Genomic DNA, 22,244 nt, shown 5'->3' with positions numbered 1-22,244 from the left:
TTAGGGGTGCAGGGGCGAGATCGAAACGCCCCTGCCGTTCTCTTGGGGGATCAAAAGGGGGTATTCTCTCACGTGAGAGAATACCCCCTTTTCCACGAGTCCCCTGCACGGTGCAGGGAACATTTCAACTTCTGCAAAGCAGAAAATTAAACCGTTTCCAGAATCTCTCTGGCAACATAAACACCGCTCGCCGATGCGTGCGACAGCGAATGCGTAATGCCGCTGCCGTCGCCGATGACATAGAGCCCCTTGTACGGCGTTTCAAGGTGCTCGTCGAGCGCGACCTCCATGTTGTAGAACTTGACCTCCACGCCGTAGAGGAGCGTATCGTCGTTTGCGGTGCCTGGCGCGATCTTGTCGAGCGCGTAGATCATCTCGATGATGCCGTCCAGAATGCGCTTGGGCAGCACAAGGCTCAGATCACCGGGGGTCGCCGCGAGCGTCGGCGTGACGAGGCCTTCTTCGATGCGCTTGACCGTGCTGCGGCGGCCGCGGACGAGATCGCCGAAGCGCTGAACAATGACGCCGCCGCCGAGCATGTTGGACAGGCGCGCGATGGACTCGCCGTAGCCGTTGGAATCCTTGAACGGCTCGGAGAAGTGCTTGGCGACGAGAAGCGCGAAGTTCGTGTTCTCGGTCTGGAGGGACTTATCCTCATAGCTGTGGCCGTTGACCGTGACGATGCCGTTCGTGTTCTCGTTGACGACGATGCCGTTGGGGTTCATGCAGAACGTGCGGACGTTGTCCTCGAACTTTTCCGTGCGGTAGACGATCTTGCTCTCGTAGAGCTCGTCGGTCAGGTGGGAGAAGACGACGGCGGGGATCTCCACGCGCACACCGATATCGACGCGGTTCGACTTCGTGGGGATCTTGAGCTCCTGGCACACGCCCTCCATCCACTTGCTGCCGACGCGGCCGACGGAGACGATGCACTTGTCGCAGGTGTAGTCCGTCTCGCCGACGGTGACACGGTAGCCTTCGCCCTCGCGGGCGATGGTGGTGACGGGAGAATCGAAGTAGAAGTCGACCTTGTCCTTGAGCAGGTCATAGAGGTTCGAGAGCACGACGAGGTTCACGTCCGTGCCGAGATGGCGGACGGAGGCGTCGAGCAGGTTGAGCTTATTCTGGATGCAGAGCTTTTTGAACTTCGTGCCGGCGGTGGAGTAGAGCTTCGTGCCCTCGCCGCCGTAGGCCATGTTGATCTCGTCGACATAGTGCATGAGGTCGAGCGCCTGCTTTTTGCCGATGTACTCGTGCAGCGTGCCGCCGAAGTCGTTGGTGATGTTGTATTTGCCGTCGGAAAATGCGCCCGCGCCGCCGAAACCGCTCATGATCGAGCAGCTCTTGCAGCGGATGCAGGACTTGACCTTGTCGCCGTCGATGGGGCAGTGGCGCTTTTCAAGGCTGTGACCGGCCTCGAACACGGCGACGCGCAGGTCGCTGCGATCCTTTGTCAGCTCGTAGGCGGAGAAGATGCCGCCGGGGCCGCCGCCAATGATGATGACGTTGTAATGCATGGAAGGAACCTCCGTTTGATCCGGATTTGCCGGAGGAGCATCCCACCGGCGCAAAAATACATACTATATTGTAATAAAATGGCGGATAAAGTCAAGAGAAGAAACGGAAAAAGGAGCGAAAACGTTTCCGCTCCTTTTTGCCTGAGTCTACATATTCTTCTTGATGCTCTTGATGGCGTTTTTCTCAAGGCGCGAGACCTGCGCCTGCGAGATGCCAATCTCGCTTGAGACCTCCATCTGTGTTTTGCCGTCGGAGTAGCGCAGGGCGAGGATCTGGCGCTCGCGCTCGCTCAGGCGCGCCATGGCCTCTTTGAGCGCGATCTGCTCGAGCCAGTCCTCGTCGGTGTTCTTGGTGTCGCGCACCTGATCCATGACGCACACGGCGTCGCCGCCGTCGGAGTAGATGGGCTCAAAGAGCGATACGGGGTCGCATACGGCGTCCATGGCGAAGACGACCTCCTCGTGCCGGATGCCGAGCTCGCGCGCGATCTGCTCGACCGTGGGCTCGCGCTGCTGCTCGCGCTGGAGCTTTTCACGCGCTTGTAAGACGCGGTAGGCCGTGTCGCGCATCGAGCGGCTGACGCGAATGGAGCTGTTGTCGCGCAGATACCGCCGGATCTCGCCGATGATCATCGGCACGCCGTAGGTGGAAAAACGAACATTCTGCGAAGTGTCGAAGTTGTCGATGGCCTTTAGTAGCCCCACGCAGCCGACCTGAAAGAGGTCGTCCGCGTTTTCCCCTCGGCCGGAAAAGCGCTGGATGACCGACAGCACCAGCCGCAGATTGCCCTCGACGAGCTTTTCGCGCGCGGCTGCGTCGCCGTCCTTTGCGCGATGAAGCAGCGCGTCCGTCTCCGCGGCGGTCAGCGTCGGCAGCTTCGTCGTGTTCACGCCGCAGATCTCCACCTTGCCAAGCATAAAAAGAATCCCCGCCTCCCGTGCATAGTGCTTTCAGTATGTCCGCACGCGGCGGAAACATACGAAACGGGAGGCGGGGATATTTTTTATCGTTCGGCGCGCTTCGATGGACTTTGCGCCCTCAAACGGTTCTCACGCAAGAAGACCGATACAGAATGCAATGATCGCAGCGTTGAAGAAGTCGTTGAAGAGGCCGCCGACCATCGGGATGACGAAGTAGGCCGAGGGAGAGGGACCGTAGCGGCGGGAAACGGCCTGCATGTTGGCCATGGCGTTGGACGTGGCGCCCATGCCGAAGCCGATGAAGCCGGCGGTGATCATCGCGGCGTCGTAATCGCGGCCCATGACCGGGAAGACGACCAGTAGCGAGAAGACGACCATCAGCAGCACCTCGGCGGCGAGGGCGACGATCATCGGCAGCGCCAGATCGACGAGCTGCCAGAGCTTGAGGCCCGAGAGTGCCATCGAGAGGAAAATCGCGAGGAACATGTTGCCCATCGTGCTGATCTCGGCGGCGGGGAACTCCATGATCTTGAAGTGGTCGATCACGTTGCGGATGACGACGGCCACGAGCATCGAACCAATGTAAATGGGGAAGCTGAAGCCGCAGAGGTTCGTGAGCAGAACGCTGACGACGTTGCCGACGCCGGCGCAGAACATCAGCAGCAGGAAACCGTAGACAAAGTTATTGGCGTGGGTGTTGTAATGCGTGTCGTCGACATCCTCTTCCACCGTCTGCTCTGCGAGCTCGTCGCGCAGGTGGTTCTTGACGATGAGCTTGCGGGCGATCGGGCCGCCGAGGAGCGAGCCGAAGATGAGGCCGAACGTCGCCGCCGCGACGGCGACCGTCGTGCCGCCGATGGCACCGGCCGCGTCAAGGTCAGGACCAATACCCGCCGCCGTGCCGGGGCCGCCAATCATCGCGATAGAGCCGCAGGCGAGACCGTAGAGCGGATCTTTGCCCATCAGCGCCATCACGCCGCTGCCGACGACATTCTGCAAAATGATCATCACAACGCTCAAAATAAGGAGCATGATGACGGATTTGCCACTCTTGAGCAGCATCGGGATGGACACAGTGAAGCCGACGGTCGTGAAGAAGAAGACCATAAAGACCGTTTGCAGTGTGTCGTCAAAGGTGATGACCGCCGTGCCCGTGGCATAGAGGATGGTGTTGAGGATCGCGAAGCACAGACCGCCGACCAGGGGAGCGGGGATGCAGAAGCGGCTGAACACGGGGATCTTCTTCGTCAGCACCAGGCCGAGGGCGTACATGGCGGCGCCAAGCGCGAGGGCATGGTACATATTGAGCTGGATCTCTGTCATGTGGGGGAACCTCCGTAGAAAAAATTTTCTCTCCGGCATAGCCCGGAGAGAAGTCGCGGGAAATGCGAGGGATAGGACTTCCTGTTCCGGAAATACAATGAAAGGGAACAGGAGGGGATGCGCATGAACTGCCGCTTTGCCGACTTCCGCTGCAAGGAGGTCATCAACATCTGCGACGGCTGCCGCCTGGGCTATGTGGGCGACGTGGAATGCAGGCTGCCGGACGGGCAGCTCACCGCACTCATCATTCCCGGGCCGTACCGTTTTTTCGGGCTGTTCGGCCGGGGAGAGGAATACTGCATCCCATGGGAGTGTATCAAGCAGATCGGGGACGATATCATTCTCATTGACAAGCCCTTTCCGCGCCAGGAGATCCCACGCAGAGAGCACCGCACGCGCCGCCGCCGGTACTGAAAAGGGCGGCGGACGAAAAGTCCCCCAATAGCAGACTTATCATATTATAAGGATTTTCGACATTTTTGCAAGCCTAAATTTTAGAAAGACATTATTAAAAAAGGAAAATGACAACTTCTGGGTGCAAGAGCGCGGGAAAACGACGCGGGAAAGGCGGCAAAAGGAAAAGAAAACGGGAAAAACAGAGGATTTTTCAAAAAGTGCTTGCAATTTTGAAAATAGCGGGGTATAATACCCGGGTATTCCGCATGGAGACCGGACTTCTTGTCTGTGCCATCAGGTTGGCAGGAGGGATGAAGGCTCCAGAGGTAAAACTAAATTTGAAGGAGAAACTACAAGCAATGGCAAACGTCGTATCCATGAAAGCCCTGCTCGAAGCAGGCGTCCACTTCGGCCATCAGACCCGTCGCTGGAACCCCAAAATGGCTCCCTACATCTACACCGAGCGCAACGGCATCTACATCATCGACCTGCAGAAGACCGTCAAGAAGCTCGAGGAAGCCTACAACTTCGTCCGTTCCGTCTCTGAGAGCGGCCAGAACATCCTGTTCGTCGGCACGAAGAAGCAGGCGCAGGAGGCTATCAAGGAAGAGGCTTCCCGCTGCGGCGGCTACTATGTCAACGCTCGCTGGCTCGGCGGTATGATGACCAACTTCAAGACCATGCGCACCCGCGTGGACCGTCTCAACCAGCTCAAGACCATGCAGGCTGACGGCACGTTCGATATGCTTCCCAAGAAGGAAGTCATGAAGCACCTCGCCGAGATCGAGAAGCTCGAGAAGTACCTCGGCGGCGTGAAGGAAATGAAGAAGCTCCCCGGCGCGCTGTTCATCGTCGACACCCGCAAGGAGCGCAACGCCATCGCCGAGGCGCACAAGCTCGGCATCCCCGTCGTCGCCATCGCCGATACCAACTGCGATCCCGATGAGATCGACTACCCCATCCCCGGCAACGATGACGCCATCCGTGCCATTAAGCTCATCTCCTCCGTGATGGCCAACGCCATGATCGAGGGCAAGCAGGGCGAAGAGACCGAGGAGAAGGCCGAGGGCGAGGCTCAGGCCTGATTTTCCCAATCAAGCGAGAAAAGAACCTTACGGGGCGAGGCAAAGCCTCGCCCCGTCTCATTTTTACTACACTATTTTTCAGGAGGATATCAGAATGGCTATCACTGCTGCTGTTGTTAACGAGCTCCGCCAGGCCACCGGCTGCGGCCTGATGGACTGCAAGAAGGCCCTCATCGAGTGCGAGGGCGATATGGAAAAGGCCGTCATGTATCTGCGCGAAAAGGGCCTCGCCTCTCAGGCGAAGAAGGCCAGCCGCGTGGCTGCTGAGGGCATGGCTTACGCCACCGTCATCGACGGTGTCGGTGTTGTGGTCGAGGTCAACTGCGAGACCGACTTCGTCGCCAACGGCGAGCCGTTCAACAACTTTGTCAAGGGCGTGGCTGCTGTCGTCGCCAAGGAGAACCCCGCTGACGTCGACGCGCTCATGGGCTGCCCCTGGGTCACCGGCAACGGCACCGTCAAGGATGCGAAGGACGAGCTGTTCCTCGCCATCCGCGAGAACATGAGCATCCGTCGCTTCGCCCGCATCGCTGACGGCTTCTCCGTCCCCTATGTCCACATGAAAGGCAAGATCGGCGTTATCGTCAACCTGACCGTCGAGGGCTGCGACGCCACCGAGATCGGCAAGGACATCGCCATGCAGATCGCCGCGCTCAACCCCCGCTTCTGGGACAAGAGTCAGGTCACGCAGGACGTTCTGGACGAGGAGAAGGAAGTCATGCTCGGCCAGATGGCCAACGACCCGAAGATGGCGAACAAGCCCGATCAGGTCAAGGAAAAGATCGTCATGGGCAAGCTCAACAAGTTCTATGCCGAGAACTGCCTGCTTCAGCAGGCCTTCGTCAAGGACGGCGACGTCTCTGTCGAGCAGTATATGAACAACGCTGCCAAGGCGCTGGGCGGCAAGGTCAGCTTCAACACCGCCGTTCGCTTCGAGAAGGGCGAGGGCATCGAGAAGAAGCAGGAGAACTTTGCGGCTGAGATCGCTTCCATGGTCAACGGCAACAAGTAATTTCCAAATTACAAAATATGATGAAAAGAGGTTCGGCGAAGGCCGGACCTCTTTTTTGTTTCCGCGCAGCAGACAGAATTTTCTGCGAAATAAAAAATTTACAATTTCCTAAGGTGAATATTATTGTGTATATCTTGCATATTCATTTTGACTGGTGTATAATAGGCAATGCTAAGCAGCGGCGCAGTATCCTAGTCGGAGCTGCCGTTTCCTAAGAAGGGCCTAAAAATCCTTTAAAGGGCACAACTGTGAAGCCTTTGGTGCCTGCTTCTTACGCCCAGTTTGGGGTGGGTGCTGAAGGGAGGCGAAAGCGAAAGCTGCGCCTGCGGACTCCGGGCGACCCCTAATGGCATGGGGGAACCGACCCTGTTTCTGCGGAGACTCGTTGCTGTGCCGGAGCGGACTCCCGGTTTCGGGTATCGACTTCGGTACGGGACGGGATATGAACCTGCATTGCGGTGCTACCCGGCCTTTGTGCCGCGAACGCTGTGTGCAGCGTAGCCTGCCTTGCGTGGGGAATTCGGATAGGAGAACAACGTACAGACTCCGGCCAAGAGCGAGGTACGATCGCTCCTTGAAATTTTTCCTGCAAAAGAGGATAAGAAACGGCGTGACTCCGGGGTGGAAATCACCTAGGCTGTCGCAAGGGCAGCGAAAGGGTTACAGTGCGGACTAAGTGGCAATCGGGTACCTCGTCTGGTAACAACGGGGTGCAGCGCCTAAGGGGGAACCGCCTCCATCGGCAACGAGAGGTGCGCTGCGGGGAAAGCCAACCCGACCTATGCCGCAGGATTACCTTTTGCTGCTGCCGCTGATTAGCATGATTATGAAATAACTGTGGAGAAGAAAGCCTTGGAAAACGAAGAAGACCGAAAGCAGAAGAAAACGGAAAAGACGCCCAGCCACGCGCGCTGGGTCATCCGTGTGTTTTTGATCGCTGTGGCGCTTTCCGCCTCGATGAGCCTGTGCTCGGGCGCGGTGCTTGAGGATGCGGGCTATGTGACTGCAACGCTGATCCTGCTGCTGTTCATTGCGCTGGGCATCATGTTCGATATCATCGGCGTCGCCGTGACGGCGGCGAATCCCAAGCCGTTCAATTCGATGGCCGCGCACCGTGTCAAGGGCGCGAAGGAGGCGCTGTACCTTATCCGCAACGCGGAAAAGGTCGCCTCGTTCTGCAACGATGTGGTCGGTGACATCTGCGGCATCGTCAGCGGCTCGACCGCGACGGTCATCGTCGTGCTGCTGCAAAACAGCTTCGGCTGGCGCAGTATCGTCGTATCCACCGTGGTCACGGCGCTCATTTCCGGATTGACGATCGGCGGCAAGGCCATCGGCAAAAAGGTCGCCATGAAAAAGAGCAAGGATGTCATCTACCTGACGGCGAAGGTGCTGTCGGTGCTGCATCTTGTCAGATAAAGAAGGAAACCGTATTGATTCTTGAAACCATCCATGATCCCCGGGACATCAAGGCCCTGAACGACTCGCAAACGCAGCTTTTATGTACGGAGCTGCGTGAATTTTTGCTGAAAAATGTGTCGAAAACGGGCGGGCATCTGGCCTCGAACCTCGGCGCGGTTGAGCTGACGGTGGCCATCCACCGCGTGTTCGACACGTCGCGAGACCGGCTGGTGTTCGACGTGGGGCATCAGTGCTACACCCATAAAATTTTGACCGGCCGGCGCGAGCAGTTTTCGTCTCTGCGCCAGTACGGCGGCCTCTCGGGCTTTCCCAAGCCGCGCGAGAGCGGGCATGACGCCTTTATCGCGGGACATGCCTCCAACTCCGTCTCCGTCGCGCTCGGCATGGCGCGGGCGCGGACGCTGCAGCATCAGGATTATTCCGTACTGGCGCTGATCGGCGACGGCGCGCTCTCCGGCGGCCTCGCCTACGAGGGACTTAACAACGCGGGTTCGTCCGGCGAGCCGCTCATCGTGATTCTGAACGACAACGGCATGTCGATCGACGGCAATGTCGGCGCGGTGAGCGAGCATCTGGGACTTTTGCGCTCGAAGCCTGCGTACTATGAATTCAAAAAAGCCTATCGCGACCTGCTCGACCGCAACGCGGTCGGCCGCGCAGTGTATGATTTTAACCATCATCTGAAAACGAATGTCAAAAAGGCGCTGCTGCCGAATTCGACGATGTTCGAGGACATGGGCTTTACCTACCTCGGCCCCGTGAACGGACACGACGTGGGGCAGCTCACCAACACGCTCAAATGGGCGAAGGACTTGAACTGTCCGGTGCTGGTGCATGTGCACACGAAAAAGGGCAAGGGCTACCCGCCCGCCGAGCGCGAGCCGGAGCGCTATCACGGTGTCGGCAAATTCGACCCGCGGATGGGCGTGCCGCGCGAGCATAAGCGAGATTTTTCCGCGGTGTTCGGCGACGAACTCTGTAGGCTCGCAAAAAATGACGAAACGATCTGCGCTATCACCGCCGCAATGCGCGACGGTACGGGCCTGCACGATTTTTCCGAGCAGTATCCCGTGCGCTTTTTTGACGTCGGCATCGCCGAGGGACATGCCGTGGCGATGGCCGCGGGCATGGCCAAGCAGGGGCTCACGCCGGTCGTGGCGATCTATTCGAGCTTTTTGCAGCGCGCCTACGACCAGCTCATCCACGACACGGCGCTCTCCGACCTGCATGTTGTCTTCGCGGTCGACCGCGCGGGCATGGTCGGCGCGGACGGAGAGACGCATCACGGCATTTTCGATGCGACATTCCTCTCGGAAATTCCGAATATGACGGTGCTGTGTCCGTCGAACTTTGCGGAGCTGCGCACGATGCTTGACCGTGCGGTGAACGAGATCAAAGGCCCCGTCGCCATCCGCTATCCGCGCGGCGGCGAGGGAAATTATAAGGAAGACAGCGGGCGGCAGAACCTTGTCGTGCTGCGCGAGGGGGCGGACATTACCCTCTGCGCCTACGGCACGATGATCAACAATGTGCTCGACGCGGCGGAAATCCTGCACGAGCAGGGCATCGAGGCACGCGTTGTGAAGATCAACGCCATCTCGCCGCTCTATGACCGCGACATGCGCGAGGTCATCGGCAAAACAAAGGCGATGCTGGTCGCCGAGGAGTGCGCGGGCGTCGGCTGCATGGGCCAGCGCATGGCGGCCATTCTGGGCTGGAACAAAATTTCGCCCGAGCGGCTGGAGCTGTGCAACCTCGGCAAGGCGTTTCCTGCGCAGGGAACGGTGGAGGAGCTGTACCGCGAGTTCGGGCTGGACGCGGAATCGCTGGCAAAAAAGGCTGCGGAGGTGCTGCGATGAGCAATAAAACAAGACTGGACTTGCTGCTCGTTGAACGCGGGCTGGAACAGACCCGCCAGCGCGCGCAGGCGATGATCATGAGCGGGCTCGTCTTTGTGGACGGGCAGCGCGTGGATAAGGCGGGCACTGCCGTGCCGAACGACGCGCAGATCGAGGTGCGCGGCAACACGCTCCGATATGTGAGCCGCGGCGGCCTCAAGCTCGAAAAGGCGATGACGACGTTCGGCCTCAAGCTGGACGGCTGCGTCTGCGCCGATATCGGCGCCTCGACCGGCGGCTTTACCGACTGTATGCTGCAAAACGGCGCAACAAAGGTCTACGCCGTCGACGTCGGCTACGGCCAGCTCGACTGGAAGCTCCGCTCCGACGAGCGCGTTGTGTGCATGGAACGCACGAACGCGCGCTATCTCGACCGCGACCAGATTCCTGACGAGCTGGATTTTGCCAGCATCGACGTGTCGTTTATTTCGCTGAAATTGATCCTGCCTGCGGTGCACCGCGTCTTAAAAGAGGGCGGACATGTCGCCTGCCTCATCAAGCCCCAGTTTGAGGCGGGACGCGAAAAGGTGGGGAAAAAGGGCGTCGTCCGCGACCCGGACGTACACCTTGAGGTACTGGAAAACTTCCTGACACATGCAAAGGATTCTGGCTTTACAGTGCTTGATATCACATTCTCTCCTATTCGCGGACCTGAGGGGAACATCGAATACCTCGGGTATCTCGAAAGCGGCGATTGGGTGGAGAAGACGTTTGACCTCCAGTGTCTTGTGGAGCATTCACACGCGGCGCTCGACCACGGGAAGGAGGGCGCGGGATGCTGAGAAAAGTCATCTTATGCCCGAATCCCTACCGCGACGCGCAGCTTCGCGTCGCGAAGGAGGCCAAGCGCGTGCTCGACGAGGTTGGCTGCCCGAATGTCGTGTGCCTGCCGTTTCGCAATCAGGAGCCGCCGGAGGGCTACGGGCTCAACATTGAGCCGCTTCAGCAGGAGATCCGCGGTGCGGACATGATCATCGCGTTTGGCGGCGACGGTACGATCCTGCACCTTTCCAAAACCGCCGCGCACCGCGACATTCCGGTGCTGGGCGTCAACCTCGGCAGCCTCGGCTTCATGGCCGAGCTTGAGAGCAAAGACCTTTTGCGCTTGCGCGACCTGTGTGACGGAAAGTATGAGATCGAGAGCCACATGATGCTCGACGTGAGCGTTCAGCGCGACGGGCGTGTTATTTACTCGAACCTTGCGCTCAACGAAGCGCTCATCGCGCGCGGCAACATCTCGCGCGTGATCCGGCTGCAAATCTTCACCGAGCAGGGAAAGCTCGTGGACGTGGCGGGCGACGGCGTGATCGTCGCGAGCCCGACGGGCTCGACGGCCTACTCGCTCTCGGCGGGCGGCCCTGTGGTCGAGCCGACGGCGCGGAACTTCATTGTTTCGCCCATCTGCGCGCACAGCGTGCATGCCAATGCCTACGTGCTCTCGCCCGAGCGGGTCATCACTGTGCAGACGGAAAAAAACAGCTACAAACCCGTCCTTTTGAGCGTGGACGGCGGGCGCGCATTCTCACTGCGCAGCGGCGACAGTATTGAAGTGCGCCGCTCGAAATTCGACACCAAGCTCGTTCGACTGAGCAAACGCAGTTTCTGCGAGATCTTACAAAAGAAAATGTTGATGGGAGGAACCAGCAATGAAGAATGAAAGACAGGAAAAGATCCTTGCGATCATTGCCGCTTCGGCGATCGAAACGCAGGAGCAGTTGATCGACAGCCTGCGCAAGGAGGGGATCTCCTGCACGCAGGCGACCATCTCCCGCGATATCAAGCAGCTCCACTTAATTAAGGAGCCGACCGGCAACGGCACCTACCGCTACGCCGTTTCGACGCAGAAGATGCGCCTGAATCTGGCTGACCGCCTGCAGACCATCCTGCGCGAGAGCATCGTTTCGGTCGACTGCGCGCAGAATCTGGTGCTCATCAAGACGATGGCGGGCCTCGGCCCCGCGGCCGGCGCGGCGTTTGACGGGATGGATATCTCCGCCAAGGTCGGCACCGTCGCGGGTGACGACACCGTGCTGATCGTGATGCGCGAAAACGAGTCCGCCGCCGAGTTCTGCTCGGAGATCGAGGACATGCAGAGACAGCGCCAGACCAAGTAAGCACAAAATCTTGCAGGAGAATGAGCGATGCTTGAGCTTTTGCACATTGAAAATATCGCCATCATTGAGCGGGCGGACATTCTGTTCGGCCGCGGGTTCAACGCGCTCACCGGCGAGACCGGCGCGGGCAAATCCATCGTGATCGATGCGCTCGGTGCGGTGCTCGGCCAGCGCACGTCGCGCGAGCTCATCCGCACGGGCGCGGAGAAGGCGTTTGTCAGCGCGACGTTCAGCGCGGTCCCGGCAGATTTGCCGGGACTCGCCGAAAACGGCTTTACGCCGGAGGAGGACGGAACGCTTTTATTGCAGCGCGAGCTGTACGGTGACGGCAAAAACGTCTGCCGCGTGGGCGGACGGCCAGTGATGGTCGCGCAGCTCAAGCGTATCGGCGCGAGCTTGCTCAATATCCACGGCCAGCACGACGGACAGCAGTTACTTGACGAAGAGCAGCACCTTGTCTACCTCGACCGCTTTGGCCGCGTGGAAAATGAGCTGGCAGCGTACTGTACGCGCTATGACGTGATGAAAGAGACGCGCCGCGCGATCGACGCGCTCAAGATGGACGAGGCCGAAAAAGCGCGCCGTGTCGACATGCTGCACCATCAGATTGGCGAGCTCGAGCGCGCGGACTTGCAGGAGGGGGAGGAGGAGACGCTCCTTGCCCGCCGCAATATTCTGCGCAACGGCGAAAAGTTCATTTCCGCCATCTCCGAGGCGGACGCCTGTCTGAACGGTGGGGACGAGGGCCTTGGCGCGGTGTCCGCTATCAAGGAGGCGGAGGATGCGCTGCGTTCGCTCCGCAGCCTCGGCGATGAATTCATCACGCTCTCGGAGCGCTTGGAAGCGCTGCGCTGTGAAGCGTATGACCTTGCCGAAACGATCCGCGATAAGAAGGATGAATACGACTTTTCTCCGCAGGAGCTCGACGCCGTGGAGTCGCGCTGCGACCAGCTTTACCGGCTGAAAAAGAAGTACGGCTCAAGCGTCGAGGAGATGCTTGCATATCTTGAAAAATCGCGTGAGGAATTGGACCGCATCGAGTATGCAGACGACCGTGCGCAGCAGCTCGAGCAGACGCTCAAAAAGCAGGAAAAGGCTGCGCGCGAAGCGGCGCAGGCCCTCTCCGACCGCCGTCACACGGCGGCAAAGGAGCTTGAGGAGCGTATTTCCCGGGAACTGCGCGAGCTCGATATGCCGAAGCTCCGCTTTGCCATCCACTTTCAGGAAAAGGACATGGGCGAGGACGGTGTGGACGCCGTGGCGTTTTTGATGTCCGCCAATGTGGGCGAGGCGCTGCGCCCCATCCAGAAGATCGCGTCCGGCGGCGAGCTGTCGCGCATCATGCTGGCACTCAAAAACGTGCTGGCCGAGCAGGACAGCGTGATGACGATGGTGTTCGACGAGGTCGACACCGGCGTTTCGGGCAGGGCTGCCCAGCGCGTGGCGGAAAAGCTCGCCAAGCTCTCGCGCACACGGCAAGTGCTGTGCGTGACGCATCTGCCGCAGCTCGCGGCGATGGCCGACACGCACTTCGGCGTGGAAAAGGGAGAGGAAAACGGCCGCACGCTCACAAAGGTCGTCGCGCTCGACCGCGCGGCGCGCCGCGGCGAGATCGCCCGCCTAAGCGGGGGAGACCACCCGAGCGAGACGATGCTCTTAGGAGCTGAGGAACTGCTCTGCGCGGCGGAGAACTTTAAAAATCAACTACTGTAAAGCAAAATCACATGTCAGAGAAAAGCGCCGCGATGCGGCGCTTTTTCGAAGAAAGGAACATTAGATGAACGAATTTGCTGAGCGCATCGAGCGGGATTTTCCGGTGCGGCGCAAGGAAAAAGAAAAAGTGGACTTCCGCACCTGGCTTGTCTACACACTCAAGGAGCTCGGCTATTCGCCGAAGCTCGAGAGCGGGACGTCGGCGCTCTCGGCGGGCGGCAATGTGACGAATGTGGTCGTCGGCGACATCGAGAAGGCAAAGATCGTTCTCGCGGCGCACTACGACACCGGCGTGCGCGAGGTCCTGCCGCCGCTCATTTGCCCGACGCGACCGGCGACGTATATGCTCTACGAGGCGCTGATACCGCTGCTGGCGCTGGCGGTGAGCTTCCTTATTTCGTTCGGCGTGACGTTCGCGCTCAACATGCCGAATATGACGCTGCCGCTCTTTTTGTTGCTGCTGGCCGTGACGCTCTTTTACCCCAAATATGGCAAGAGTGAGACGAACAACAAAAATGCCAACACCTCCGGCGTCATCGCACTGCTCGAGGTCGCAAAGGCGCTGACGCCGCGCTACCGCGGCGAGGTGTGCTTCTTGTTCCTCGACGGTGGCACACAGGGGAGCAAGGGCGCCAAGCGCCTGATTCATGCGCATCCCGAGCTCAAAAAGAAGAGTGTCGTCGTGCTTGACTGCGTGGGTGAGGGCGATGAGCTGCTGATTTTGCCGGGCAAGGCGAGCCGCTGGAACGACAAGCTGCTCGATACGATCCTTGAGCAGTTCAGCAACAGCGAGAGAAAGACCTGCTTTTTGAAGACCGACGGACTTGTTCACTATCCCTCGGACAACCGCGCGTTCATGGGCGGCACGGTCATCTGTGCGTGCAAAAAGGTCAAGGGCTTTGGCCGCTGTATCCTGCCGCGGAAAACAGAGGAGATCGACGAGGAAAATCTGTCGCTTCTGTGCGACGGGCTGTGCAAGCTCGTGATGTATTACAATCCGCAGAATACTTGATACTTGACAAGACCGATTCTTTACGTTACAATATCCGCGTTTACGGTGATGAAGCGGAGAAGTAAGCAGCGATTTCCTGCGCAGAGAGCCTTCGGCCGGTGCAAGAAGGAGAGGAAACGTGCCGAAATACACCGCGGAGCCGGCGCCCGAACGAAAGTTTTCCAGTAGGCGCGCCCCGGGAGCGCCCGTTATCGCGCGGGAGTGTGTCAGCACTCCGTGAGGCTGCCTTTGCGAAAAGGCGGCGAACCAGAGGTGGTACCGCGAGTCATGCTCGCCCTCTGTCCGAACGGACAGGGGGCGTTTTTTGTTACCCGGAAGCGCCCGGGAATGTCCGAAAATCAAATGCAAATGAACATAGGAGGAACGAAAATGGGTATTTACGAAGAGCTGCAGGCGCGCGGCCTGCTTGCGCAGGTCACGAACGAGGAAGAGATCCGTGAAATGGTCAACGCGGGCAAGGCCAAGTTCTACATCGGCTTTGACTGCACGGCCGACAGCCTGACGGCCGGCCACTTTATGGCGCTGACGCTGATGAAGCGCCTCCAGATGGCGGGCAACCAGCCTGTCGCGCTCATCGGCGGCGGCACGACCATGATCGGCGACCCCTCGGGCCGCACGGATATGCGCAAGATGCTCACCAAAGAGGATATTGACCACAACGCCGAGTGCTTCAAGCGCCAGATGGAGCGCTTCATCGACTTCGGCGAGGGCAAGGCCATCATGGTCAACAACGCCGACTGGCTGCTGAATCTCAACTATATTGAGCTGCTGCGCGAGGTGGGCGCTTGCTTCTCCGTGAACAATATGCTGCGCGCCAAGTGCTATGAGCAGCGCATGGAGAAGGGGCTTTCCTTCCTTGAGTTCAACTACATGATCATGCAGTCTTACGACTTCTACCACCTCTTCCAGCACTACGGCTGCAATATGCAGTTCGGCGGCGACGACCAGTGGTCCAACATGCTCGGCGGCACGGAGCTCATCCGCCGCAAGCTCGGCAAGGACGCGCACGCGATGACCATCACGCTGCTGACCGACTCGCAGGGTCACAAGATGGGCAAGACCGCCGGCAACGCCGTCTGGCTCGACCCGAAGAAGACCTCTCCCTACGACTTCTACCAGTACTGGCGCAACGTGGGCGACAGCGACGTTTTGAAGTGCATCCGTATGCTTACCTTCCTGCCGCTCGAGCAGATCGATGAGATGGACAAGTGGGAGGGCAGCCAGCTCAACCGCGCCAAGGAGATCCTCGCCTACGAGCTCACCGCGCTCGTCCACGGGGAAGAGGAGGCGAAGAAGGCGGAGGAATCTGCCAAGGCGCTCTTTGGCGCGGGCGGCGATTCTGCCAACATGCCGACGAGCGTGCTCACGGATGCTGACTTTGAAAACGGCAGCATCAACGTGCTCTCCATGCTGGTCACGACCGGCCTGTGCCCGTCCCGCGGCGAGGCGCGCCGTTTGGTCCAGCAGGGCGGTGTGACGATCGATGATGTGAAGGTCGCCTCCATCGACGAGAGCCTTGCGCGCGAGCGATTCGAGGGCGAGGGCATCATCGTCCGCAAGGGTAAGAAGGTCTTCCACCGCGTGAAGGCGTAAGCAAGGCTGATTACAAAACGTAAACGAAAAAGTGAAACAGGGCTCTGTGCGTTTTCAGCGCAGAGTCCTGCTTTTTTGACTAAATACACAAGGTGGAAAACGGTGAAATGAATACGGCAAATATTCGCTGAATATCGCGATGAATATTATGCAGATGCAAAGTGAATACGCAATGAATGTTGCACAAACGAGAGATAAGATCAGCTTATACCGCGGGCCGGAACGGTTCCAGTGCATGCGAGAGCTGTTCCAAATGACGCTCAGACATGCGGCACAGCGGTAGCCGCAATTCGCCGCTGCACAGGCCAAAGAACTCCATGGCGGCCTTGACGGGGATGGGGTTGACCTCGCAAAACAGCGCACGGATCAGCTCGTGCAGCTTGAGCTGGAGCGCACCTGCCTCTAAGAAACGGTTTTTCAGGCAGAGCTGTGTCAGCTCGTGCATTTCACGCGGGACGACATTCGCGGCGACGGAGATGACGCCCTTGCCGCCAAGAGCCATGATGGCGGCGGTGGAGCCGTCGTTACCGCTCCAGACGGTGAAGCCCGGCGGGCAGAGGTTGAGGGTGTCCTGAATAAGATCGAAGTTGTCGCTGGCTTCCTTGACGCCAACAATGTTCGGATGCTTGGCGAGTGCCTGATATGTCTGCACCGTGCAGCCGATGCCTGTGCGCGCGGGGACATTGTAGAGGATGACGGGAACATCGACCGCGTCAGCGATGGCGGAAAAATGCTGCACAAGGCCGCTCTGCGAGGCTTTGTTGTAGTACGGCGTGACGGTGAGCAGCGCGTCGACGCCCGCGCTTTGCGCGGCTTTGGAGAGCGCAATGGAGGACGCGGTGCTGTTCGTGCCGCTGCCCGCAATGACGGGCACGCGGCGGTCGACGGTGCGCACGCAGCGCTCAATGAGCGCCATGCGCTCATTGTAGCTCAGCGTCGCGGCCTCGCCGGTTGTGCCGCAGACGACGATGGCGTCGGTGCCGCCTTGAATCTGGCGCTCGATGAGATGGTCGAAGGCTTCGAGATCGACACCGTCGCCGCAAAACGGTGTGACGATAGCGACGGCGCTGCCGGTAAACACACAGGGTTTCATAAAGGACTCCTTTCCATGACGCTTGACCGCCAAAACGGTAGGGGGGAGCGGCGGCCAAAAAGAGATACAGTTTTGCTTGAAAGCAGAGGGAAACTGTCGTATAATGTAAAATACGATTCATATGGATATGTTCAGCCGGGCGCAGAGCGATCGCTTCTGCAAAACTGGCTGTGGAGGATACTATGAAAAAATGGTGCAGAACGTTCCTGCTTTCCTGTCTGCTGTGCCTTTCACTGTGCACGCTCGCGCAGGCAACGGACGGTGAGACGCTCCGCGTGGGGCTCAAGTACGGCTCGGACGCGATGAGCGCGGCGAACCTTCAGAATTATTCGGCCTTCGGCGGCTACGCGCTGGGGTATTTTGACGCGGACGGCAGCTTTGAAGAGCTGGGCGTACTGCCGCAGTTGTATGAAAAGATCACGGTGACGACGGATACGACCTATCATGTGCAGCTTTCCGGCACGTTTTACGATTACGACGACGCGTCGCGCACAGCGGCGCAGTACAGCGGCGGCTTCGCTGCCTACGAGGATGGCGCGTTCTATGCGCGCGCTGGCAGCTACACGAGCCTGAGTGCGGCGCGGTCCGCGGCAGCCCAATACGGCGGCACTGCCGTCGGCGGCAGCAGCACGGGCGTGACGGTCATCGTGACGGGAACGGATACGATCCTCTTTGAATTCGACTGCGGTGGGAGCGAAAACCTCGGCATCCTGCCGATCGAGACGCGTGAAAAGACGGTCACGTGGTTCCGCGGCTACCGCTACTACGGCGGCTTTGAATACCAGCGCGTGAGCGGCGGGAACATCAATGTCATCAACGTGGTGGATCTTGAGGACTATGCCAAATGCGTCATTCCCTGGGAAATGAGCAAGGACTGGCCGGTCGAGGCGCTCAAGGCGCAGGCGGTCTGTGCGCGCACCTACGCGGTCTGTCAGACGAAGCATCGCGCGCAGGGCTTTGACATCTGCGCGACGACGCACTGTCAGGTCTATCAGGGCACGGCGGCGAGCGGTGCAAATTCCGATGCTGCGGTCGACCAGACGGCGGGGGAGTTCCTCTACTACAGCGGAAGACTCGTGCAGGAGGCTGTGTATTATTCAAGCAACGGCGGCGCGAGCGAGGACAGCCTGAACGTCTGGGGCAATGACGTCGGCTATCTCAAAGGCAAGATCGACCCCTATGAGGGCAAGATCGCCTCGATCATCCCACGGTACAACTGGTCGACGACGTTTACCGCGTCGGAACTCACAACGCTTCTCAACAACCGCGGCTATGGCATCGGCGCGGTGAAAAACGCCTATGTCTCGGCCTATACCGACACAGGTAACGTCTATTCCGTCACCTTTACCGGTACGAGCGGCAGCAAGACCGTTTCGCGCGAGGCATGCCGGACGCTGCTGAATCTGCGCAGCCAGCGCTTTACGATCGGCGGCGGCGGGAGCGAGAACGCTTACAGCGTGAATGACACGGGCGAGAGCGTCGCGCTCGGCTCTATGAGCGCGATCGACAGCAGCGGGAAGAGCTCGGCGCTGTCCGGCAACGTGTACGTCATCACGTCGAGCGGCACATCGCAGCTTGAGCAGCGGACGACGACATCGTCCGGCAGCGGCAGCTTTGTGATCTCCGGCAGCGGTTACGGGCATAATGTCGGCATGAGCCAGTGGGGGGCGTACTCGATGGCAAACCTCGGCTATTCCTACCGCGATATTCTGCAGTTTTACTACACGGATGTCAGCATCCGATGAGGGAAGAGAAACAACATGAAGACAAAAGATTTTGATTATTACCTGCCCGAGGAGCTGATCGCGCAGACGCCGCTCGAAAAGCGCGACGAATCGCGCCTGATGTGCCTTGACAAGGAGACGGGTGAGCTCTCACACCACCATTTTTATGAGCTGCCGGACTTTTTGAACCCCGGCGACTGCCTGATCTTGAACAATTCCCGCGTGCTGCCGGCGCGCCTTTTGGGCCAGCGCCTACCGGGCGGCGGCGCGTGCGAGGTGCTTCTGCTCATCGACCGCGGCGACAAAACATGGGAGTGCATCGTGCGGCCGGGCAAGCACCTGCGCAAGGGCGCAAAGATGCAGTTCGGCAACGGCGAGCTCAAAGCGGAGGTCGTGGACGTGTTACCTGACGGCAACCGCATGGTGAAATTCGACTTTGATGGTATTTTCCTCGAGGTGCTCGAACACCTTGGCAAGATGCCGCTGCCGCCTTACATCAAGGAGGAATTGCAGGATCAGGAGCGCTACCAGACCGTCTATTCCAAGGTCAACGGCAGCGCCGCCGCGCCGACGGCGGGCCTGCACTTCACGCCGGAGCTGCTGGAAAAAATTCAGGCAAAGGGCGTGAACATCGGCTATGTGACGCTGCATGTCGGCCTCGGTACGTTCCGTCCTGTCAAGGAGGACGACATCGAGCAGCACGATATGCACAGCGAATACTGCGTTATCCCGCCTGAGACGGCGACGCTTATCAACGAGACGAAGGCGCGCGGCGGACGCGTGATCTGCGTCGGTACAACGTCGTGCCGCACGCTCGAGAGCTGGGCACAGGAGGACGGACACATGGAGCCGTCCGCAGGCTGGACGAGCATCTACATCTACCCGGGCTACCGCTTCAAGGTGATGGATGCACTCGTGACGAATTTCCACCTGCCGCAGTCCACGCTCATCATGCTGGTCTCGGCGCTCGCGGGCCGCGAGCACGTACTGCATGCCTACGAAGAGGCGGTAAAAGAACGTTATAGATTTTTTAGTTTTGGCGACGCTATGTTCGTTTCCTGAAACGGGGGAAGACTATGTTCAAAGTGATTAAATACGAGGGCAAGGCTCGGCGCGGTAAGTTCAAATGCGCGCACGGCGGGGAAGTGCAGACGCCGGTTTTTATGAACGTCGGCACGCAGGCGGCCATTAAGGGCGGCGTGAGCGCGCTGGACTTAAAAGACCTCGGCTGTCAGATCGAGCTTTCCAACACGTACCACCTGCATCTGCGCCCCGGCGACGATGTGGTGCGCCAAATGGGCGGCCTCCACAAGTTTATGCACTGGGACGGCCCTATCCTGACCGACAGCGGCGGGTTTCAAGTATTTTCCCTTGCGGGCCTGCGCAAAATCAAAGAAGAGGGTGTGACATTCGCCTCGCACCTCGACGGCCGGCGCATTTTCATGGGGCCGGAGGAGAGCATGCGCATTCAGTCGAATCTCGGCAGCGACATTGCGATGGCCTTCGACGAGTGCGTGGAAAACCCGGCACGCTACGAGTACGCGAAGGCATCCTGTGAGCGCACGCTGCGCTGGCTGGAGCGCTGCAAGATCGAGCATGACAAGCTGAATACCTTGTCAAATACGGTCAACCCGCAGCAGATGTTATTTGGCATCAATCAGGGTGCGACATTCGAAGATCTTCGCATCTGGCACATGAAGGAGATCGCAAAGCTCGACTGTGACGGCTACGCCATCGGCGGCCTCGCGGTCGGCGAGCCGACGCAGACGATGTACGACATCATCGACGCGGTCGAGCCCTATATGCCGCAGGATAAGCCGCGCTATCTCATGGGCGTCGGTACGCCGTCGAACATCATCGAGGGCGTGGCGCGCGGCGTGGACTTTTTTGACTGTGTGATGCCGGCGCGCAACGCACGCCACGGCAAGCTCTTCACGTGGAGCGGCTCGATCAACCTCAAAAACGAGAAGTACAAGCTCGACGAGCGGCCGATCGACGAGCAGTGCGACTGCCCGACGTGCCGGAATTTCTCGCGTGCGTACCTGCGCCACCTCTTTAAGGCGGAGGAGATCCTGGCCCTGCGCCTTGCGGTGATGCACAATCTGTATTTCTACAACAAGCTGACGCAGCGCATCCGCGACGCGCTCGACGCGGGAGAGTTTGCGGCTTTCCGAGCGGAGTACAGCACGAAGCTGTCGGAAAGAGTTTGATTCTTTGGATAAACCCCTTGCACAATAGTGAAATATCCGTTATAATACCAATATCTTTTGTTTTGGAAAGGAACTTGTACTATGGATAGCATTATCTTGCTGGTTGCGATGATCGCGGTGTTCTACTTCCTGATCATCCGCCCGGAAAACAAGCGCAAAAAGCAGGCAGAAAACATGCGCAACAGCCTCAAGAAGGGCGAGCGCATCACCACCATCGGCGGTCTGGTCGGCCGCATCGTTCAGGTGAACGACGCGACGGTTGTGTTCGAGACCTCTGAGGACCGCGTCCGCATCGAGGTCGCCAAGTGGGGTATCCAGTCTGCGGAGTCGATGGAGCAGGCGGCTGCGCCCAAGGCCAAGAAGGCTGACAAGGCGGAGAAGAAGGCTGAGGAAAAGCCTCAGACCGAGGAAGAGGCCAAGACTGTGGCCCTGCCGATTGAGGACAAGGCGGACAAGGCCGAGGATAAGCCCTCTTACGATCCTGAGATCAAGTAAGATCGACAACTGCATAGCATAAACAAACCTCCCCTGACATACGCTCATGTAGGCGAATGCAGGGGAGGTTTTTGCGTGGAAAAGACGGTGAACACCGCGTGGTACGCGAAAAAATGCGCGCTGGGTACGCTTGTGTGCTGCGGCACGGAGCTGGTGCTTTTGATGCTGGCATCGGCGCTGATACTGCGCGGTGCGATCAGCGAGGAGATGGCGAACGGCGCGGTGCTGGTCTGCGCGGCGGTCGCGGCGTTTTTGGGTTGCATGATCGGAGCGAGGAAGACAAGCAAGCGTGCGATGATGACGGCGGGCTGCGCGGCGAGCGCGTGGGTCACGATGCAGGTGATCGGCTTTTTTGTTTATGATGGGTTGACGCCGGAGCGGTCGCTCGAGCTGGCGGCGGCGATGGCGGTCGGCGCGGTGGCGCCGCTCCTACTACAAAGAAATGGGAAAAAGGGGAGAGGAGCCAAGGCGCGCGCTCGCCGCAAGCGCAGGTGAACATAAAGCAATAGGCGTATTCACACGTTTTTGATCGGCGGTGGAGGAAATGCGGCGCGAAAAGCTGTAACAACTTGCACAAATGGAGCAAGAGCGACGGGAAAATATGACTTTTTCTGACTTGGGTGGTGAAGCGGAGAACTGCTTCCAGATATGGGGAACGGGTACGAAAACCACCCCATATCTTGGTAAAATACCGCCGCTTTTTCAATTTGTTTCAA

20 protein-coding genes and 1 other annotated feature are annotated in these 22,244 nt (G+C 59.1%); of the genes, 16 read left to right on the top strand and 4 right to left on the bottom strand.

What is annotated here, in order from left to right:
• Positions 1–146: 146 nt before the first annotated feature.
• The 3 genes from NI20_RS0107980 to gltS all read right to left on the bottom strand — a co-directional run bounded on the left by NI20_RS0107980 (position 147) and on the right by gltS (position 3,761).
• Positions 147–1,517, bottom strand: a complete 1,371-nt coding sequence (locus tag NI20_RS0107980) for an NAD(P)/FAD-dependent oxidoreductase (protein WP_033120886.1) — start codon at positions 1,515–1,517, stop codon at positions 147–149.
• 147 nt (positions 1,518–1,664) lie between these two features.
• Entirely contained in the window at positions 1,665–2,435 is a 771-nt protein-coding gene (gene sigG / locus NI20_RS0107975; protein ID WP_033120885.1) for an RNA polymerase sporulation sigma factor SigG, read from the bottom strand.
• Positions 2,436–2,567: 132 nt separating this feature from the next.
• Positions 2,568–3,761 carry a sodium/glutamate symporter gene (gltS, locus tag NI20_RS0107970; RefSeq protein WP_033120884.1) on the bottom strand — a complete coding sequence of 398 codons (1,194 nt, stop codon included), beginning with the start codon at positions 3,759–3,761 and terminating at the stop codon, positions 2,568–2,570.
• 123 nt (positions 3,762–3,884) lie between these two features.
• Here gltS and NI20_RS0107965 point away from each other — a divergent pair, with 123 nt between their 5' ends.
• The 11 genes from NI20_RS0107965 to tyrS all read left to right on the top strand — a co-directional run bounded on the left by NI20_RS0107965 (position 3,885) and on the right by tyrS (position 16,006).
• Positions 3,885–4,175 (top strand): YlmC/YmxH family sporulation protein, encoded by a 291-nt coding sequence (locus NI20_RS0107965; RefSeq protein WP_033120883.1) that lies wholly within the window; start codon positions 3,885–3,887, stop codon positions 4,173–4,175.
• A gap of 341 nt (positions 4,176–4,516) precedes the next feature.
• Positions 4,517–5,242: a 30S ribosomal protein S2 gene (gene rpsB / locus NI20_RS0107960; RefSeq protein WP_033120882.1), complete on the top strand. Its 726-nt coding sequence runs from the start codon at positions 4,517–4,519 to the stop codon at positions 5,240–5,242.
• A gap of 94 nt (positions 5,243–5,336) precedes the next feature.
• Positions 5,337–6,254 (top strand): translation elongation factor Ts, encoded by a 918-nt coding sequence (gene tsf / locus NI20_RS0107955; RefSeq protein ID WP_033120881.1) that lies wholly within the window; start codon positions 5,337–5,339, stop codon positions 6,252–6,254.
• 852 nt (positions 6,255–7,106) lie between these two features.
• The gene (locus NI20_RS0107950) at positions 7,107–7,673 is read left to right on the top strand and encodes a DUF21 domain-containing protein (RefSeq protein WP_033120880.1); all 567 of its coding nucleotides are present in this window, start codon (positions 7,107–7,109) and stop codon (positions 7,671–7,673) included.
• A gap of 14 nt (positions 7,674–7,687) precedes the next feature.
• Entirely contained in the window at positions 7,688–9,535 is a 1,848-nt protein-coding gene (gene dxs, locus NI20_RS0107945) for a 1-deoxy-D-xylulose-5-phosphate synthase (protein WP_033120879.1), read from the top strand.
• Entirely contained in the window at positions 9,532–10,356 is an 825-nt protein-coding gene (locus NI20_RS0107940) for a TlyA family RNA methyltransferase (protein ID WP_033120878.1), read from the top strand. Before dxs ends, NI20_RS0107940 begins: the two co-directional genes overlap by 4 nt.
• Positions 10,350–11,231 (top strand): NAD(+)/NADH kinase, encoded by an 882-nt coding sequence (locus tag NI20_RS0107935; RefSeq protein ID WP_033120877.1) that lies wholly within the window; start codon positions 10,350–10,352, stop codon positions 11,229–11,231. Before NI20_RS0107940 ends, NI20_RS0107935 begins: the two co-directional genes overlap by 7 nt.
• Positions 11,221–11,688, top strand: a complete 468-nt coding sequence (locus NI20_RS0107930; protein ID WP_033120876.1) for an arginine repressor — start codon at positions 11,221–11,223, stop codon at positions 11,686–11,688. The genes NI20_RS0107935 and NI20_RS0107930 overlap by 11 nt, the downstream gene beginning before the upstream one ends.
• 27 nt (positions 11,689–11,715) lie before the next feature.
• On the top strand, positions 11,716–13,401 hold the full coding sequence (gene recN, locus NI20_RS0107925; RefSeq protein WP_033120875.1) for a DNA repair protein RecN: 1,686 nt from the start codon (positions 11,716–11,718) through the stop codon (positions 13,399–13,401).
• Positions 13,402–13,465: 64 nt separating this feature from the next.
• The gene (locus NI20_RS0107920) at positions 13,466–14,413 is read left to right on the top strand and encodes a M28 family peptidase (protein WP_033120874.1); all 948 of its coding nucleotides are present in this window, start codon (positions 13,466–13,468) and stop codon (positions 14,411–14,413) included.
• Between the two features lie 39 nt (positions 14,414–14,452).
• Positions 14,453–14,695: a binding site (T-box leader), on the top strand.
• A gap of 87 nt (positions 14,696–14,782) precedes the next feature.
• The gene (tyrS, locus tag NI20_RS0107915; protein ID WP_033120873.1) at positions 14,783–16,006 is read left to right on the top strand and encodes a tyrosine--tRNA ligase; all 1,224 of its coding nucleotides are present in this window, start codon (positions 14,783–14,785) and stop codon (positions 16,004–16,006) included.
• A 205-nt stretch (positions 16,007–16,211) separates the two neighbouring features.
• Here tyrS and dapA read toward each other — a convergent pair whose 3' ends face one another.
• Positions 16,212–17,099, bottom strand: a complete 888-nt coding sequence (dapA, locus tag NI20_RS0107910) for a 4-hydroxy-tetrahydrodipicolinate synthase (protein ID WP_033120872.1) — start codon at positions 17,097–17,099, stop codon at positions 16,212–16,214.
• Positions 17,100–17,281: 182 nt separating this feature from the next.
• Here dapA and NI20_RS0107905 point away from each other — a divergent pair, with 182 nt between their 5' ends.
• The 5 genes from NI20_RS0107905 (at position 17,282) to NI20_RS0107885 (ending at position 22,023) form a co-directional block, all read left to right on the top strand.
• On the top strand, positions 17,282–18,844 hold the full coding sequence (locus NI20_RS0107905; RefSeq protein ID WP_052084517.1) for a SpoIID/LytB domain-containing protein: 1,563 nt from the start codon (positions 17,282–17,284) through the stop codon (positions 18,842–18,844).
• A gap of 15 nt (positions 18,845–18,859) precedes the next feature.
• Complete coding sequence (gene queA, locus NI20_RS0107900) at positions 18,860–19,885, top strand: tRNA preQ1(34) S-adenosylmethionine ribosyltransferase-isomerase QueA (protein WP_033120870.1); 1,026 nt, start codon at positions 18,860–18,862, stop codon at positions 19,883–19,885.
• Between the two features lie 14 nt (positions 19,886–19,899).
• A complete protein-coding gene (tgt, locus tag NI20_RS0107895) occupies positions 19,900–21,033 on the top strand; it encodes a tRNA guanosine(34) transglycosylase Tgt (protein ID WP_033120869.1) in 1,134 nt (377 codons plus the stop codon).
• Between the two features lie 81 nt (positions 21,034–21,114).
• Entirely contained in the window at positions 21,115–21,528 is a 414-nt protein-coding gene (gene yajC / locus NI20_RS0107890) for a preprotein translocase subunit YajC (protein WP_033120868.1), read from the top strand.
• Positions 21,529–21,603: 75 nt separating this feature from the next.
• Positions 21,604–22,023, top strand: coding sequence for a DUF3792 family protein (locus tag NI20_RS0107885; RefSeq protein WP_033120867.1), 420 nt, complete (start codon positions 21,604–21,606; stop codon positions 22,021–22,023).
• Positions 22,024–22,244: the final 221 nt, after the last annotated feature.

It is taken from the genome of Oscillibacter sp. ER4 (assembly GCF_000765235.1).
Lineage (GTDB): Bacteria > Bacillota > Clostridia > Oscillospirales > Oscillospiraceae > Hominicoprocola > Hominicoprocola fusiformis.
This window is presented reverse-complemented; position numbering and strand designations above follow the sequence as displayed.

Coding starts and splice junctions, on each gene's coding strand:
- yajC (WP_033120868.1), top strand. CDS start 21,115: ATGGATAGCATTATCTTGCTGGTTGCGATGATCGCGGTGTTCTACTTC.
- NI20_RS0107940 (WP_033120878.1), top strand. CDS start 9,532: ATGAGCAATAAAACAAGACTGGACTTGCTGCTCGTTGAACGCGGGCTG.
- dapA (WP_033120872.1), bottom strand. CDS start 17,099: ATGAAACCCTGTGTGTTTACCGGCAGCGCCGTCGCTATCGTCACACCG.
- NI20_RS0107935 (WP_033120877.1), top strand. CDS start 10,350: ATGCTGAGAAAAGTCATCTTATGCCCGAATCCCTACCGCGACGCGCAG.
- rpsB (WP_033120882.1), top strand. CDS start 4,517: ATGGCAAACGTCGTATCCATGAAAGCCCTGCTCGAAGCAGGCGTCCAC.
- gltS (WP_033120884.1), bottom strand. CDS start 3,761: ATGACAGAGATCCAGCTCAATATGTACCATGCCCTCGCGCTTGGCGCC.
- NI20_RS0107905 (WP_052084517.1), top strand. CDS start 17,282: ATGAAAAAATGGTGCAGAACGTTCCTGCTTTCCTGTCTGCTGTGCCTT.
- recN (WP_033120875.1), top strand. CDS start 11,716: ATGCTTGAGCTTTTGCACATTGAAAATATCGCCATCATTGAGCGGGCG.
- tsf (WP_033120881.1), top strand. CDS start 5,337: ATGGCTATCACTGCTGCTGTTGTTAACGAGCTCCGCCAGGCCACCGGC.
- sigG (WP_033120885.1), bottom strand. CDS start 2,435: ATGCTTGGCAAGGTGGAGATCTGCGGCGTGAACACGACGAAGCTGCCG.
- tgt (WP_033120869.1), top strand. CDS start 19,900: ATGTTCAAAGTGATTAAATACGAGGGCAAGGCTCGGCGCGGTAAGTTC.
- NI20_RS0107980 (WP_033120886.1), bottom strand. CDS start 1,517: ATGCATTACAACGTCATCATCATTGGCGGCGGCCCCGGCGGCATCTTC.
- tyrS (WP_033120873.1), top strand. CDS start 14,783: ATGGGTATTTACGAAGAGCTGCAGGCGCGCGGCCTGCTTGCGCAGGTC.
- queA (WP_033120870.1), top strand. CDS start 18,860: ATGAAGACAAAAGATTTTGATTATTACCTGCCCGAGGAGCTGATCGCG.
- NI20_RS0107930 (WP_033120876.1), top strand. CDS start 11,221: ATGAAGAATGAAAGACAGGAAAAGATCCTTGCGATCATTGCCGCTTCG.
- NI20_RS0107965 (WP_033120883.1), top strand. CDS start 3,885: ATGAACTGCCGCTTTGCCGACTTCCGCTGCAAGGAGGTCATCAACATC.
- NI20_RS0107920 (WP_033120874.1), top strand. CDS start 13,466: ATGAACGAATTTGCTGAGCGCATCGAGCGGGATTTTCCGGTGCGGCGC.